The organism is Streptomyces sp. NPDC086766 (assembly GCF_044746005.1).
Classification (GTDB): domain Bacteria; phylum Actinomycetota; class Actinomycetes; order Streptomycetales; family Streptomycetaceae; genus Streptomyces.
Window position 1 is genome coordinate 320,129 of the sequence record NZ_JBIVBI010000006.1, and the last position, 13,529, is coordinate 333,657.

General features: G+C 74.1%; 14 protein-coding genes, 1 tRNA gene and 2 pseudogenes. 1 reads left to right on the plus strand and 16 read right to left on the minus strand.

Annotation, left to right across the window (positions count from 1 at the left end; all coding sequences use genetic code 11):
• Window positions 1–58: 58 nt before the first annotated feature.
• From ACIPM1_RS14420 to ACIPM1_RS14430, 3 genes are all read right to left on the minus strand, one after another.
• The gene (locus ACIPM1_RS14420) at window positions 59–841 is read right to left on the minus strand and encodes a chaplin (RefSeq protein WP_402433630.1); all 783 of its coding nucleotides are present in this window, start codon (window positions 839–841) and stop codon (window positions 59–61) included.
• Between the two features lie 191 nt (window positions 842–1,032).
• Window positions 1,033–1,266 carry a chaplin ChpH gene (chpH, locus tag ACIPM1_RS14425; RefSeq protein ID WP_356195367.1) on the minus strand — a complete coding sequence of 78 codons (234 nt, stop codon included), beginning with the start codon at window positions 1,264–1,266 and terminating at the stop codon, window positions 1,033–1,035.
• 147 nt (window positions 1,267–1,413) lie between these two features.
• Complete coding sequence (locus ACIPM1_RS14430; protein ID WP_402433633.1) at window positions 1,414–2,739, minus strand: M20/M25/M40 family metallo-hydrolase; 1,326 nt, start codon at window positions 2,737–2,739, stop codon at window positions 1,414–1,416.
• A 201-nt stretch (window positions 2,740–2,940) separates the two neighbouring features.
• Between ACIPM1_RS14430 and ACIPM1_RS14435 the strand changes: the two genes are divergently transcribed.
• Window positions 2,941–3,028 (plus strand) — tRNA-Leu (locus ACIPM1_RS14435).
• 154 nt (window positions 3,029–3,182) lie between these two features.
• On the opposite strand, the pseudogene ACIPM1_RS14440 reads toward ACIPM1_RS14435, so the two are convergent.
• The 13 genes and pseudogenes from ACIPM1_RS14440 to ACIPM1_RS14500 all read right to left on the minus strand — a co-directional run.
• Window positions 3,183–4,730: pseudogene (locus tag ACIPM1_RS14440) on the minus strand (peptide MFS transporter); the annotation flags it as partial.
• Window positions 4,731–4,858: 128 nt separating this feature from the next.
• Window positions 4,859–5,677, minus strand: a complete 819-nt coding sequence (locus ACIPM1_RS14445; protein ID WP_402433636.1) for an SAM-dependent methyltransferase — start codon at window positions 5,675–5,677, stop codon at window positions 4,859–4,861.
• 122 nt (window positions 5,678–5,799) lie between these two features.
• Window positions 5,800–7,092: a cytochrome P450 gene (locus ACIPM1_RS14450; protein WP_402433639.1), complete on the minus strand. Its 1,293-nt coding sequence runs from the start codon at window positions 7,090–7,092 to the stop codon at window positions 5,800–5,802.
• Window position 7,093: 1 nt separating this feature from the next.
• Window positions 7,094–7,435 carry an antibiotic biosynthesis monooxygenase family protein gene (locus tag ACIPM1_RS14455; RefSeq protein ID WP_356195355.1) on the minus strand — a complete coding sequence of 114 codons (342 nt, stop codon included), beginning with the start codon at window positions 7,433–7,435 and terminating at the stop codon, window positions 7,094–7,096.
• A complete protein-coding gene (locus ACIPM1_RS14460) occupies window positions 7,432–7,767 on the minus strand; it encodes an antibiotic biosynthesis monooxygenase family protein (protein WP_356195352.1) in 336 nt (111 codons plus the stop codon). The genes ACIPM1_RS14455 and ACIPM1_RS14460 overlap by 4 nt, the downstream gene beginning before the upstream one ends.
• Window position 7,768: 1 nt before the next feature.
• The gene (locus ACIPM1_RS14465; protein ID WP_356195349.1) at window positions 7,769–8,518 is read right to left on the minus strand and encodes an SDR family NAD(P)-dependent oxidoreductase; all 750 of its coding nucleotides are present in this window, start codon (window positions 8,516–8,518) and stop codon (window positions 7,769–7,771) included.
• A 32-nt stretch (window positions 8,519–8,550) separates the two neighbouring features.
• A complete protein-coding gene (locus tag ACIPM1_RS14470) occupies window positions 8,551–9,318 on the minus strand; it encodes an SDR family NAD(P)-dependent oxidoreductase (protein WP_402434002.1) in 768 nt (255 codons plus the stop codon).
• Window positions 9,298–9,747 (minus strand): annotated as a pseudogene (locus ACIPM1_RS14475) (SRPBCC family protein); the annotation flags it as partial. The pseudogene ACIPM1_RS14475 and the gene ACIPM1_RS14470, both read right to left, overlap by 21 nt.
• The gene (locus ACIPM1_RS14480; protein WP_402433643.1) at window positions 9,747–10,010 is read right to left on the minus strand and encodes an acyl carrier protein; all 264 of its coding nucleotides are present in this window, start codon (window positions 10,008–10,010) and stop codon (window positions 9,747–9,749) included. The gene ACIPM1_RS14480 and the pseudogene ACIPM1_RS14475, both read right to left, overlap by 1 nt.
• A gap of 38 nt (window positions 10,011–10,048) precedes the next feature.
• Window positions 10,049–11,335 carry a ketosynthase chain-length factor gene (locus ACIPM1_RS14485; protein ID WP_402433646.1) on the minus strand — a complete coding sequence of 429 codons (1,287 nt, stop codon included), beginning with the start codon at window positions 11,333–11,335 and terminating at the stop codon, window positions 10,049–10,051.
• Complete coding sequence (locus tag ACIPM1_RS14490; protein ID WP_402433649.1) at window positions 11,332–12,657, minus strand: beta-ketoacyl-[acyl-carrier-protein] synthase family protein; 1,326 nt, start codon at window positions 12,655–12,657, stop codon at window positions 11,332–11,334. Before ACIPM1_RS14490 ends, ACIPM1_RS14485 begins: the two co-directional genes overlap by 4 nt.
• A complete protein-coding gene (locus ACIPM1_RS14495) occupies window positions 12,654–13,082 on the minus strand; it encodes a cupin domain-containing protein (protein WP_356194449.1) in 429 nt (142 codons plus the stop codon). The genes ACIPM1_RS14490 and ACIPM1_RS14495 overlap by 4 nt, the downstream gene beginning before the upstream one ends.
• Entirely contained in the window at window positions 13,079–13,450 is a 372-nt protein-coding gene (locus tag ACIPM1_RS14500) for a TcmI family type II polyketide cyclase (RefSeq protein WP_356194447.1), read from the minus strand. The genes ACIPM1_RS14495 and ACIPM1_RS14500 overlap by 4 nt, the downstream gene beginning before the upstream one ends.
• Between the last annotated feature and the right edge of the window lie 79 nt (window positions 13,451–13,529).

Sequence of the window (13,529 nt, forward strand, 5' to 3'; positions counted from 1 at the left end):
TGACGCGGGGCCCGCTGTGTCGTCTGCGCCACGACCCGGCCGGGCCGACGCGGTCCGGCTAGGCCGAGGCCCGCCGCGCCCTGCGGTACAGCACGGCGCCGGCCAGCAGCGCCCCGGCCCCCGCGGGCAGTGCGACGCCGATCGGCAGGTCACTGCCGGTGTGGGCGAGCTGCGCAGCGCCGTGCGGAGCGACGACGGACTGCGCGCCGGGGTGGTTGACGTGGGACGACGAGCCGCCCGGCGTCCTGCTCCCCGGGCTGGGCGGGGTGTTCGGGTTCCCGGGCTGCGCCGGATTGCCCGGATTGCCCGGCTGTCCCGGCTGGCCGGGGTTGCCGGGCTGGCCCGGCGTTCCGGGCGGGTTGCCGGAGCCGCCGCCGGGGGGCGTGTGGTGCCCGCCGCCGGCGTTGCCGCAGGCGTTGCCCGCGGCGGCGTTGCCCACGCCGATCACGTCGACGCTGTTGCCGCAGACGTTCACCGGCACGTCGATCGGCGCCTGGACGTGGTTGCCGGAGCCGACGCCCGGCGAGCCGCCGGTGTGCCCGCTCGCGTGCGCCCCGCTGCCGGAGTCGTCGGAGTCGCCCGACCCCCCGGAGGAGCCGCCGTGGTTGGCGCATGTGTTGCCCGCCGCCGGGTTGAGCAGCCCGACGATGTCGACCGTGTTGCCGCAGACGTTCACCGGCACGTGCACCGGTGCCTGGACGGTGTTGCCGGACAGCACGCCCGGCGAGTGGGACGCGGCGCCGCTCGCGCCCGCGTCGGCGTGGGCGTAGCCGCCCGCGGCGGCGAGCACGCCGGTGGCGGCGGCCACGGTCATCAGGCCCTTGCGGGTGACCTGTCGCATGGTGATGAAATCCCTGCCTTCGACCTTTTTTCTCGAACCTTCCGGAAACGCGCATCGCATCCTGATAGAAGGAATGCCGTAGCGCGAGAGACCGGTCGGCCCCGGAGCGCATGGCGCGCGCTCCGGGGCCGACTGGTTCAGACCCCCCACGGAGCCGATGGAGTCAGACCCTCACGGGGCGGGGCGCAACGTCAGTCGTTGACGCAGGTGTTGCCGAAGGCGGGGTTCAGGAGCCCGATCACGTTGACCGTGTTGCCGCAGACGTTCACCGGCACGTGGACGGGCACCTGCACGACGTTGCCCGAGAGGACGCCCGGGGAACCCACGGCCGCACCCTGGGCGCCGGAGTCGGCGACGGCCAGGCCCGCGCCCGCGAGAACCAGTCCGCCGGTGGCGGCCGCGGCGGCGACAATCTTCTTGATCATTATTCCTCCTCGTTGGCAAAAGCGATCTCTCTCACTGATCGCGATACCTGTAACGAGGAGGGAGTAATGGAGCTACGAGCTTATGGTCGCATTCACTCTTCTCAGTAACTCCCGCACACGCGGGCGATTACCGTGCGGCTCACGGCGTCACGACGCGTCGATGAAGCGGTCGAGGACGCGGACGCCGAACCTCAGGCCGTCGACGGGCACCCGCTCGTCGACGCCGTGGAACATGCCCGCGAAGTCCAGCTCCGGCGGCAGCTTCAGCGGCACGAACCCGAAGCCGCGGATGCCCAGGTCGTCGAAGGACTTGGCGTCCGTGCCGGCGGAGAGCATGAACGGGATGGCCCTGGCGGCCGGGTCCTCGGCCAGCAGCGCGGACCGCATCGCGTCCACCAGCGCACCGTCGAAGGTGGTCTCGACGGCCTTGTCGGCGTGCACGTCCTCGCGCCTGACCCGGGGGCCCAGGATCCGGTCGAGGTCGGCGAGGAACTCGTCCTCGAAGCCGGGCAGGAACCGCCCGTCGACATGCGCCGTGGCCTCGCCCGGGATGACGTTGACCTTGTAGCCGGCGCCCAGCTGCGTGGGGTTGGCCGTGTTGCTCAGGCTCGCGCCGATGAGCTTGGCGATGCCGCCGAGCTTGGCGAGCGTCCCTTCCATGTCCTCCGGGTCCAGCTCGGTGCCGAGCGCGTCGCCGAGTTCGTCCAGGAAGGCCCGGGTCGTCTTGGTCACGCGGACCGGGAACCGATGCCGACCCAGGCGCGCCACGGCCTCGGACAGCTCGGTGATCGCGTTGTCCCGGTGGATCATCGACCCGTGCCCGGCGGTGCCGGCCACGGTCAGCTTCATCCAGTGCATGCCCTTCTCGGCCGTCTGGATCAGGTAGAGCCGCCGCTGCTCGCTGACGGTGAAGGAGAACCCGCCGACCTCGCTGATCGCCTCGGTGACGCCCTCGAAGAGGTCCGGGTGGTGGTCGACGAGGTACCGGGCGCCGTACGTGCCGCCGGCCTCCTCGTCGGCGAGGAAGGCGAGCACGATGTCCCGCGGGGGCCTGCGGCCGCTGCGCAGCCGGTCGCGCACCACCGCGAGGGTCATCGCGTCCATGTCCTTCATGTCGACGGCGCCGCGGCCCCACACGCAGCCGTCCGCGACCTCGCCGGAGAAGGGGTGGTGGGTCCAGTCGGCGGCGTTGGCCGGTACGACGTCGGTGTGGCCGTGGATGAGCAGCGCGGGCCGCGAGGGGTCCTCGCCCTCGATGCGGGCCACGGTGGAGGCCCGGCCCGGGTGGGACTCGAAGATCCGCGGTTCGAGTCCCACCTCGGCGAGCTTCTCGGCGACGTACTCGGCGGCCCGGCGCTCGCCCGGGCCGGAGTGGTCGCCGTAGTTGCTGGTGTCGATCTGGATCAGCTCGCGGCAGAGGTCCACGACCTCGTCCTCGCCCGATACGCCCCTGGCCGTGTCCGTCTCGCTCACGCCGCTTCCTCCCGCTGGGTGCTGGTGGTCCACCTCACGTGCCGGTGGTCCTCCTCATCCTCCCCCTCCCCCGGCGCCTCCCCAAGGCTGCCCCCGGCCCGTCACGCGCCGTTCACGCGGGGACGGGGGGTGATCGGGGCCGTCGGAAAGCCTGGTAATGTTTCCTTCGTCGCCGGGGAGAGCCCGGGCGGCAGACACCTTGTCCGGGTGGCGGAATGGCAGACGCGCTAGCTTGAGGTGCTAGTGCCCTTTATCGGGCGTGGGGGTTCAAGTCCCCCCTCGGACACCAGCTGAGACCCCTGTTGAACAGGGGTCTTCTGCTTTTCCGGCGGCGGTGGGGCGAGCCGCCGCTCCAGCCGTCCGGCGGCGAGCGCCACGGCCGCGCCGACGGCCAGGACGAAGCCGCCGACGAGCAGGAAGTAGACGGAGAGCGGCAGTACGGCGGTGAGCCGGTAGAGCTGGCCGCCGACCACGACGCCGACCGCGCCGAAGAGCCCGTTCACCGCGAGGAAGCGGCCGGTGCTGCCCGGCGGGGCGACCTCCGCGGCCAGCGCCAGACCGGCCGGGGCGAGGGCGATCTCGCCGCACGAGTACAGCAGGTAGACCAGCACCAGCCAGTACGGCCCGACCGGTCCGTCCTCGGCCAGGGACGCTGCGACGGACATCAGCAGGAAGCTCGCCCCCGCGGCGGCGAGGGCGCCGGCGAACTTCACCGGCGTCCGCGTGCCCGGCCCCGCGCGCCGCCCGAGCCGGGCCGCGAACGGGGCGGCGAGCAGGACGAACAGCGGGTGCAGGGACTGGAACCAGCTGGCCGGGACCTCGAAGCCGAGCAGCTCCCGGTCGGTGTCTCGCTCGGCGAACAGGCTCAGGGCCGACCCGCTCTGGGCGAAGATCATCCAGAAGGCGGAGGAGGCCGCCATCATGACGGCGAAGGCCCCGAGCCGCGCCCGCGCCGCGGAACCGGCTCCGAAGTCCCCCGCGGACCCGGCGGCGGGCCGGACGGCGGGCCGATCGGCCCCGCCGTGGGCCACGCCGGCCACCGGACCGGCCCCGCCACAGGCCACGCCGGCCGCCGGGCCGGCCCCGTCCCGGGCCCCACGGACCGCCGGAGGAATCCCGCCGTTGGCACCACGGACCGCCGGACCGACCCCGCCGTGGAGCCCGCCGACGGCCGGACCGGCTCCACCGTCGCCCCCGCGGACCGCCGGAACCGCCCCGTCGTGAGGCCCGCCCCGGCCGGTGTGCGGGCCGGTGGGCGCGGGGCCCTCCCGGTCGAGGGTGCGGCGGAGGGTGCGGAGGTAGGCGAAGGGGAGGGTGATCGTGGTGAGGCCGAGCGCGGCCAGTACCGCCTTGAGGGGCAGGACGCCGAGAAGCGCCGGGGGTGCGAGCACCGCGCAGAGCGCCGCGGCGGCGAGGGCGACCCGGCGGCGCACGGTCGCGGCCTCGGCCCGGGTGACCGGGCGGGCCGGCCGGGAGCCCACCGCCCCCAGGCCGCGCAGTCCCAGGGAGAACTGCGCGAGCCCGGCCAGCATCCCGACGGCCGCCGCCGCGAAGCCCAGGTGCCAGGCGATCCGCTCGGCGAGCAGCCCGGTCACCACGGGCGCGATCAGCGCGCTGACCTGGATGCACACGTAGAACAGCGAGAAGTCGGCCTCGCGGCGGGCCCGCCCCGCGCCGCCGGCCTCGGCCACCATGGCGGCCAGGGCCGGCTTGACGAGGCCGGTCCCCGCGACGACCAGCAGCAGACCGGCGTAGAGCGTGCCCCGCACGGGCGCCGCGAGCACCAGGTGGCCGCAGGCGATGAGCGCGCCGCCCAGCAGCACGGCCCGGCGCGCGCCCAGCACCCGGTCGGCGAGCCAGCCCCCGGGCAGCCCGGCCAGGAAGCACAGGGACATGTACGCCGCGAAGACGGCGGCCGCCGACTGCGGCGCCATGCCCGTGCCGCCCCGGTCCGCGGGCGCGGTGAGGTAGAGCACGAGGATCGCCGCCATCCCGAAGAAGCTGAAGCGCTCCCACAGGTCGACCGCGAGCAGGGCGCCGAACCCCCGGCGCCTTCCGCCGCGCCCGGACACGGATCCCGCGGCCGCCGGCGGCTCGGTGGAGGAACGGCGCACGCGGCTCACCCGGCCGGTTTGAGGGCCACTCCGGCCAGCATGGCGAGGTCCGGGTCGGGGTGCTGGCCCGGCTCGGGACGCCACAGCGGGGCGCGCACCACGCCGGGCGAGAGCAGGTCGAAGCCGTCGAAGAGGGCGGTGAGTTCGGCCGTGCTGCGCCAGATCACCTGGCTGACCGCGCCCCGGTACTGCTCGGCCGCCTCGGGGGCCGCCTGCGGCACCTCGTCGGCGCCGGCGTGGGAGAGGACCAGGGCGCTGCCGGGTGCCAGCGGGCCGGTGTACCGCCGGACCAGCTCCAGCGGGTCGTCGCCGTCCGGCACGAAGTGCAGTACGGCGGCGAGGATCAGCGCGACCGGGCGGTCGAAGTCGATCAGCCGGCGGGTGTCGTCCGCGTCCAGGATCTCCCGGGGCTTGTGCAGATCGCCCTGGAACACCGCCGCCCTGGGCTCGTCGGCGAGCAGGGCCCGGCCGTGGGCGACCGCCACCGGGTCGATGTCGACGTAGACGACGGTGCTGTCGGGGTGGGCGGCGAGCGCGACGTCGTGCACATTGCCCTCGGCGGGGATGCCGGAGCCGATGTCGAGGAACTGGCGGATGCCGAGCGCGGACAGTTCGCGCACCGAGCGGCGCAGGAAGGCGCGGTTGGCCCGGAGGGTGGCGACGAGTTCCGGGTTGCCGGCCGAGACCCGGTCGCCGAGTTCCCGGTCGGCCGGGAAGTTGTGGGTGCCGCCGATCCAGTAGTCGTACACCCGGGCGATGCTCGGGGTGTCGATGTCCACCTCCGGCGGCGCCCAGCTGGGACGTTCGGTGTCCAGACGTTCCACGTGTGTCTCCTGAGGTCGTTGGTGCGTCGGTGCGTCGGTGCGAGGGGCGAGCGTCTCGGCGGCGGGCGGCCGGGGCTCGGACGTCCGGTCGGACGGTCGCCCGGGCCGGACGGTCGCCCGGGTCAGACGGTGTCCTCGCCGGTGAAGACGGGCAGTTCCTCCAGGCCGCGCATCATCAGGCTGCTGCGCCAGCACAGTCGGGAGGCGTCGGTGGCGAGCCGCAGCCCGGGGAAGCGCGCGAACAGGCGGCTGATGACGATCTGCCCTTCGAGGCGGGCCAGCGGGGCGCCCAGGCAGTGGTGGATGCCGTGGCCGAAGGCGACCGAGGCGCTGTGGGGGCGGCCGATGTCCAGCCGGTCGGGGTCGGGGTAGCGGGCCGGGTCGCGTCCGGCCGCGCCGAGCGAGATGGTGACGAACTCGCCCTCGGGAATGACCACGGAGCCGACCTCGACGGGTTCGGTGGTGAAGCGCCAGGTGGCGTTGGTGACGGGCCCGTCGTAGCGGAGGAACTCCTCCACGGCGGCCGGCCACAGCGAGGGGTCCGCGGCGAGCTGCTCGCGCACCCGGGGGTGGCCGAGCACGGCGAGGGTGCCGTTGCCGATGAGGTTGACGGTGGTCTCGTGGCCGGCGACGAGCAGCAGGAAGGCCATGGAGATCAGCTCGTCGTCGGAGAGCTGGTCGCCCTCGTCGCCGGCCTGCACGAGGTCGCTGAGCATGTCGTCGGCGGGCTCGGCGCGCTTGCCGTCGATCAGCGCCCGCAGGTAGGCGATCATCGAGACGCTGGCGTCGCGCACCTCCTCGGTGCCCGCTCCGGAGACCAGCAGGTTGGACCAGCGGCGGAAGGAGGCCCGGTCGTCCGGGGGCACGCCGAGCAGCCAGCAGATGACCGTGAACGGCACCGGGAAGGCCAGCGCCTCCATCAGGTCCACCGTGCCGTCCGCGGCGATGTTCTCCAGCAGTTCGTCGGTGAGCCCGGTGATCCTCGGCCGCAGGGCCTCCACCCGGCGCGCGGTGAAGGCCCGGCCGACCAGCCGGCGCAGCCGGGTGTGGTCCGGCGGGTCGCTGTCCAGCATGTGCACGCTGAGGACCTGGGGGAACTGGGCGTGGTCCCCCGCCTCGGCGAGGAAGGCCCGCTGTTTCTCCGGGTCGGCGAAGTTGCGCGGGATGAGGTCCCTGCCGACCCGCATGTCCTTGCTGAGGCGGGGGTCGGCGAGCAGTTCCCTGGCGTGCTCGTACCCGGTGACCAGCCAGGTGCGCAGGCCGTTGGGGGTGACGACGGGCACGGCCGGGGCGGTCTGCCGCAGTTCGGCGAGCGCCCGGTGCGGGTCCTGGTGGAAGGCCGGGGTGAACAGTTCGGCGGGCGGCGGGGGCGGGCCCTGTACGGAGCTCTGGGCGGGGCTCTGGGCGGCGGGCATCTCAGGCTCCTTCCGGGGCGGACTGCGGGTGGCCGCCCTCGTAGCGGGCGAGCTCCCGGTAGATCTCGAACGGCCGGTCCCGCTCCAGGTCCCGGAACGGCCGCAGGGGTGCGGTCTGCTCCTTGTGGGCGGCGCCGCCCTCCCAGGCCGCGAAGGCGTCCCAGTCGGACCACCGGCTGACCACCACCAGGGCGCGCGGGTCGCCGACGGCGCGCAGCAGCCGGTTGCCGAGCAGCCCGGGTGTTCCCGCCATGCGCCGGCTGGCCTCGTGGTAGGCGCTCACGACAGGCTCGGCGTCGTCGCTGAGGTGGTGCAGCACCACTTCGACGGGGGCGGCGGTCACCGGACGTCCCGGGCGGAGCCGGCCGCGCCGGCGAGGGCGGCGACGACGTGCATCGTCGTCATGGAGCCGCCGCTGCGGTACGGGTGGAGCTTGCGGCGGTGCTCGACGTGGCGGTCGCTGGTCTCGAACGCGCGGAACAGCGGCTCGTTCACCCAGTCGCTGACGATGTAGTAGATGCCGTTCTCCTCGGCGCTGCGGGACAGCCACTGCCCGAGGTTCGCGGGGTGGTCGGTGACGGAGTCGCCGACCTCCAGCCACACCTTCTCGAAGTCGTCCTCCATGCCGGGCCGGATCTCCATGCGGAGCATGACCCGGAAGACCTGGTCGGCCATGTCAGATCCCCCCGTCGACGTTGAGCGTCTCGCCGGTGATGTACGCGGCGTGCTCGCTGAGCAGGAACAGCACGGGCCCGGCGAGTTCGTCGACGGTGCCGAGGCGGGCGAGGGCGGTCTTCTGCGCGTAGGTGGCCCGCAGACCCGCGGCGCGTTCGGCGGGCATCGCGTCGAAGGCCTCGGTCTCGATGACGCCGGGCGCGACGACGTTGACCCGGATGCCGCGGGGGCCGAGCTCCTTGGCGAGGGAGCGGGTCAGGCCGGTCATGGCGGCCTTGGCGGCGGTGTAGTGGGCGCGCAGCGGTATGCCCGCGGCGGCGCCGCGCGAGCCGATGTTCACCACCGAGGAGCCGGCGCCGAGCAGCGGGAGCGCCTGCTGGATGACCCGGTAGGCGGCGGTGAGGTTGGTGTCGATGATCCGCGACCACTCCTCGGCGGGCAGTTCCGCGAAGGGGATGTGGCTGATCACGCCCGCGTTGTTGACGACGCCGTCGAGCCGGCCGTAGCGGTCCTTGACCTCGCCGAGGAGCCGGTCGACCTCGGCGGTGTCGCCGACGTCGGCGCGCAGCACGTGGTGGTCGCCGGCGGTCTCCTTCAGAGCGGCGGTCAGTGTGTCGACGGCCTCGCTCTCCTGCCGGTGGCAGGTGATGACGTCGGCACCGGCGCGGGCGGCGGCGAGCACGACGCCGCGGCCGATGCCCCGGCTGCCGCCGGTGACGAGGAGCTTCTTGCCGTGCAGTGCGAATTCCACGGGATGTCCCTTTCGTTGCTGGGGGTTGCGGGTCACACGCAGCCGTCGACGTGGAGGTTCTGGCCGGTGACGTAGGCGGCTTCGTCGCTGACGAGGAACAGCACCGTGCGGGCGATGTCGTCGACGGTGCCGAGCCGGCCGAGGGCGGTGAAGGAGGAGAAGGTCCGGCGCTCCCGCTCGGCGTCCTCCTCGGGCAGGTCGTCGAGTGCCTCGGTGGCGATGCGGCCGGGCGAGACGGTGTTGACGCGGATGCCCCGCGGGCCGAGTTCGCGGGCGAGCGAGCGGGTCATGCCGACGAGGGCGGACTTCACCGCGGTGTAGTGGACGCCTCCGGCCATGCCGATGAAGGCCACCGTGGAGCCGATGTTCACCACCGAGGAGCCCTTGTCCAGCAGGGGCAGGGCGCGCCGGGTCACCAGGTGGGTGGCGGTCAGGTTGCCCTGGAGGGTGGCGGCCCACTGGGCGTCGTCCAGGTCCGCGTACGGCGCGGGCCGGAAGGCGCCCGCGTTGTTGACGACCGCGTCGAGCCGGCCACCGCTCGCCTCGCACTCGGCGACCAGCCGGTCCACGTCCGCCGGGTCGGCCGCGTCGGCCCGCACCACCTGGTGCTTGCCGGGGGTCCGGGCGAGCTCCTGCTCCAGGGAGGCGACGGCCGGGCCGGGGGTGCGGTAGCAGGTGACGACGTCGGCCCCGGCGCGGGCGGCGGCGAACACGACGCCGCGGCCGATGCCCCGGCTGCCGCCGGTCACCAGCAGCCGCCTGCCCTCCAGTTGCCGGGCGGCCCGGGCGGCGGCCTCCACCTTGGCCTTGATCAGCCGCATCTGCACGGCGGTGTTGCGGTTGAGGCGCTCGGTCATCCCGGCGTCGTCGAGGGGGGCCGCGGGCTTCATCGCGAAGTCCTGGATCCAGCGCATCCGGACGCCGTCGGGCCGCTGCTCGTACTCCCAGCGGATGTTCATGTACGCGAAGGGTCCGGTCTCCACCCGGCGGGCGGTGACGGTGCGGGTGGCGGGGTCCGGGGTGCGTTCGGAGACCCAGCTCCAGACCGTGCCGTTCTCGTCGGGGTGCAGGGCGAGGCGGAAGGTGACCGTGTCGCCGTCGCGTCCGAGGATCTCGGCCGACGCGTACTCGCTGAACAGCCGCGGCCAGGAGGCCACGTCGTTGGTCATGGACCACACGAGGTCCATGGGCGCGTCGACGACGATCTCGTTGTCGGTGTGTCCGGCCATCAGACGCGCACCTCCGCGAGCCGGGCGTGCACGTAGGCGAGGGCCTCGCGCGGGGTCTGGGTGTGCTCGAGGTCGCCGTCGGGGATCTCGATGCCGTACTCGCGCTCGATGCGGTTGGCGAGTTCCAGCAGGGCGAGGGAGTCGTATCCGAGGTTGGCGAACGCGGTGTCGGCGAAGTCCGCGCCGTCCAGGTCGGTCTGTTCGTCGACGCCCGCGCTCGCGCGCAGGATGCGCCGGATGTCGTCGAGGGTGAACTCGGCCATGGTGGGCCGCCTTCCGGTCGTCGTGGGGTGGTCGTCGGTCACTTCTTGGGGTCGTCGCGGTCACCCGCGCCGACGATGAGCGCGGAGGTGAACCCGCCGTGGCCGCGGGCCAGGACCAGGGCGGTGCGCGGAGCGGTCGGGCGCGGCCGGTGGAGCACGAGGTCGATCTCGCAGCCGTCGGCGGCGGCCCCGAGGCCCGCGGTGTGCGGGACGACCCCGGCGGTCAGCGCGAGCAGCGCGGTCGCCACGTCCAGCGCGGCGCCGCCCGCGTACAGCCGTCCGGTGAGCGTCTTCGGCGCGGTCACCGGCACCCCGCGGGGGCCGAACACCTCGGTGATCGCGCGGGCTTCGGCGAGGTCGGCGGCGGGCACCCCCGCGGCGTCCGCGAAGACCACGTCGACGTCCGCGGGGTCCAGCCGGGCGTCGGCGAGTGCCCGCCGGACGACGGAGGCGAGCACGGCGTGCCGGGGGCGGCCCGTGGCGGCGGGGGCCGGGGCGTCGGCCGCGGGGTCGAAGCCGGCCGCGTAGCCGAGGAGTTCGCCGTAGTGCGGCACGCCGCGCGCGCGGGCGGACGCGGCGCTCTCCACCACGAGCATGGCTCCGCCCTCGCCGGGGACGAAGCCGGAGGCGGCGGCGTCGAAGGGCAGGTAGGCGCGGGCCGGGTCGTCCTCGGTGGACAGGCGCCCCGAGGAGAGCTGGGCGACCAGGCCGTACGGGCAGAGGGAGGCGTCGGTGCCGCCGCTGAGGACCAGCCGGGAGCCGGTGTCCAGCAGCCGGCGGGACTGGCCGAGGGCGTCGAGGCCGCCGGCCTGCTCGCAGCAGATCACCCCGCAGGGGCCGCGCATCCCGTGCCGAATGGAGACCTGGCCGGTGGTGGCCGCGTAGAACCAGGCGATCGACTGGTACGCGCCCACCCAGGAGGACCCCTGCTGGTAGAGGTTCTCCATCTCGTGCTGGCCGAACTCGGTGCCCCCGGAGGAGCTGGCGGTCACTACCGCCATCTCGTACTCGGGCAGCCCGGCCGGATCGGCGGCGGCGTCCGCGAGGGCGGCCTCGGCGGCGGCCAGCGCGAAGTGCGTGTACCGGTCGGTCTGCGGGACGAGCCGCCCCGGGATCTGCTCGCCGGCCCGGAAGCCGGGCACCTCGCCGGCGATCCGGACGGGGTAGCCGGTCGGGTCGAAGCGGGTGATCCGGCCGAGGCCGCTCTTGCCCGCGAGGACGGACTCCCAGTGCCGGGCCGCGCCGATGCCGGTCGGCGCGATCACGCCGAGCCCGGTGACCACGGCCCGGCCGCGCGGGCCGGGGCGTATGCCGGAGGCGCTCATGCCGCCTCCTTCCGCGCCGGGGAGGCACTCCGGGCGGCGCGCGGCGTGGTCCGCGTCCGCCCGGGCCGGCCGAGCACCATCGCGGTCTGGAAGCCGCCGAAGCCGCTGCCCACGCTGAGCACCCGGTCCATACGGTGCTCGCGCGCCGTCACCGGTACGTAGTCCAGGTCGCACTCGGGGTCGGGGACGGCCAGGTTGGCGGTGGGCGGGACGACCTGGTGGCGCAGCGCCAGGGCGCACGCGGCGATCTCCAGGGAGCCGATCGCGCCGAGGGAGTGCCCGATCATCGACTTGATGGAGCTGACGGGCACCTCGTGGGCGCGGCGGCCGAGGCTGCGCTTGAACGCGGCGGTCTCGTGGCGGTCGTTCTGCTTGGTGCCGGAGCCGTGCGCGTTGATGTAGTCGATCTCGCCGGGGTCGAGCCGGGCCCGGTCGAGGGCGACCCGGATGGCCTCGGCCATCTCCCGGCCGTCCGGCTTGAGTCCGGTCATGTGGAAGGCGTTGCTGCGCCCGGCGAAGCCGAGGATCTCCGCGTACACGGTGGCGCCGCGGCGCCGCGCGGACTCGGCCTCCTCGATCACCATCACCGCCGAGCCCTCGCCGAGGACGAAGCCGTCGCGCCGCCCGTCGAAGGGGCGGGAGGCGTGCTCGGGGTCGTCCTTGTTGGGGGTGGTGGCCTTGATGGCGTCGAAGCAGGCGGAGGTGATCGGCGAGAGCGGGGCGTCGGTCGCGCCGGCGAGCACGACGTCCGCGGAGCCCTCCTCGATCAGCTGGACGCCGTGTCCGATGGCGTCCAGGCCCGAGGTGCAGCCGGTGGAGATCAGCGCGACCGGCCCCTCGGCGTGGGCCTGCCGGGCGACCTCGACGGCGAGGGTGCTGGGCACCATGTAGCCGTACAGGTGGGGTACGCCGTAGCTGTGGTCGACCAGCCAGTCGCGTCCGCCGTCGGAGAGGACGGCGTACTCCTCCTCCAGGCCCATGGTGCAGCCGACGGCGCTGCCGATGCTCACGCCGATCCGGCCCGGGTCGGCGGCGGGCAGGTCGAGCCCGCTGTCCTCGACGGCCTCGCGGGCGGCGACCACCGCGAACTGGCCGGCCCGGTCCATGCGGCGGGCCTCCTGCGGGGTGAGCCCGGCGGCGAGGGGGTCGAAGTCGCACTCGGCGGCCACCTGGGAGCGGAACCCGGCGGGGTCGAACAGGCTGATCCGTCGGGTGGCGGTGCGCCCGGCGGTGAGCAGGTCCCAGTAGGCGTCGCGCCCGTGGCCGCCGGGGGCGACGGCCCCCACGCCGGTGATGACCGCGCGCCGCTGCGGGCGGGTCACCGGGCCTCCCCGACGTCCGGGTTGCCTGCGGCGGCGTCGAGCGGCTGCTCGGTGTCGACGTGGCCGAGCTCGGGGCGGGGCGCGAGCGGGGAGAGGTGGAAGACCACCTCGGCGGGCACGGTCCCGGTGTTGACCAGGCGGTGCCGGACGCCGATGGGCACCAGCAGCGAGTCTCCGGGGCCGAGTTCCACGGGGACCCCGTCCAGCCGCATCTCCAGACGGCCCTGCACGACGTGCAGGAACTCCTCGGAGTACGGGTGGAGGTGCTCGGTGACGTACTCGCCGGGGGCGAGGCGCAGCACCCCGCCGAATCCGGAGGTGCAGCCGACCGTGCGGGGGCTGAGGGTGACGCGGATGTCGCCGCCGCGCTTGGTGTTGGCGGCGACCGTGTCCGCGTGGACCTTGGTGGTGACGGGGGCGCTCATCGGGCACCACCCCGGTTCGCGGCGGTCGGGGCGGTGATGGCGGGGCCCTGCTCGGGCGTCCAGGAGTAGAACGGGACGGCCATGGCGTCCTTGGGCTCGCGCCAGTTCGGGTCGTAGGGCGAGATGAACTGGCCCAGGCGGGTGTTGATCTCGCCGTAGAGGGGGTGGCTGCGCGCCTTGTAGAGGTTGGGCGCGATGTCCTGGTCGGCCTCGACCAGGTGGAAGTACAGGTCGTGGAAGGCGAACAGGGTCCGCCGCGACACACCGACCATGTGCGGCAGTTCGGTGCTGTCCGAATCGGCGAAGACCTCGGCGACGCCCTGGGCGTCGGCAAGGCTCATCCTGGCCACGATCAGTGTTCGGTGCACGATGTCCTCCCGGGCTTGGCTCCTCTGCGTTCACCCTGTTCGGAACGGGTCGAGGCAGTCTGGAGGGCGCCTGGAGAAC

What these genes read in the sequence shown, in the direction of transcription:
- chpH (WP_356195367.1), bottom strand. Translation starts at nt 1,266, where the DNA reads ATGATCAAGAAGATTGTCGCCGCCGCGGCCGCCACCGGCGGACTGGTT.
- ACIPM1_RS14420 (WP_402433630.1), bottom strand. Translation starts at nt 841, where the DNA reads ATGCGACAGGTCACCCGCAAGGGCCTGATGACCGTGGCCGCCGCCACC.
- ACIPM1_RS14460 (WP_356195352.1), bottom strand. Translation starts at nt 7,767, where the DNA reads ATGGCCGACCAGGTCTTCCGGGTCATGCTCCGCATGGAGATCCGGCCC.
- ACIPM1_RS14485 (WP_402433646.1), bottom strand. Translation starts at nt 11,335, where the DNA reads ATGAGCGCCTCCGGCATACGCCCCGGCCCGCGCGGCCGGGCCGTGGTC.
- ACIPM1_RS14450 (WP_402433639.1), bottom strand. Translation starts at nt 7,092, where the DNA reads ATGCCCGCCGCCCAGAGCCCCGCCCAGAGCTCCGTACAGGGCCCGCCC.
- ACIPM1_RS14480 (WP_402433643.1), bottom strand. Translation starts at nt 10,010, where the DNA reads ATGGCCGAGTTCACCCTCGACGACATCCGGCGCATCCTGCGCGCGAGC.
- ACIPM1_RS14495 (WP_356194449.1), bottom strand. Translation starts at nt 13,082, where the DNA reads ATGAGCGCCCCCGTCACCACCAAGGTCCACGCGGACACGGTCGCCGCC.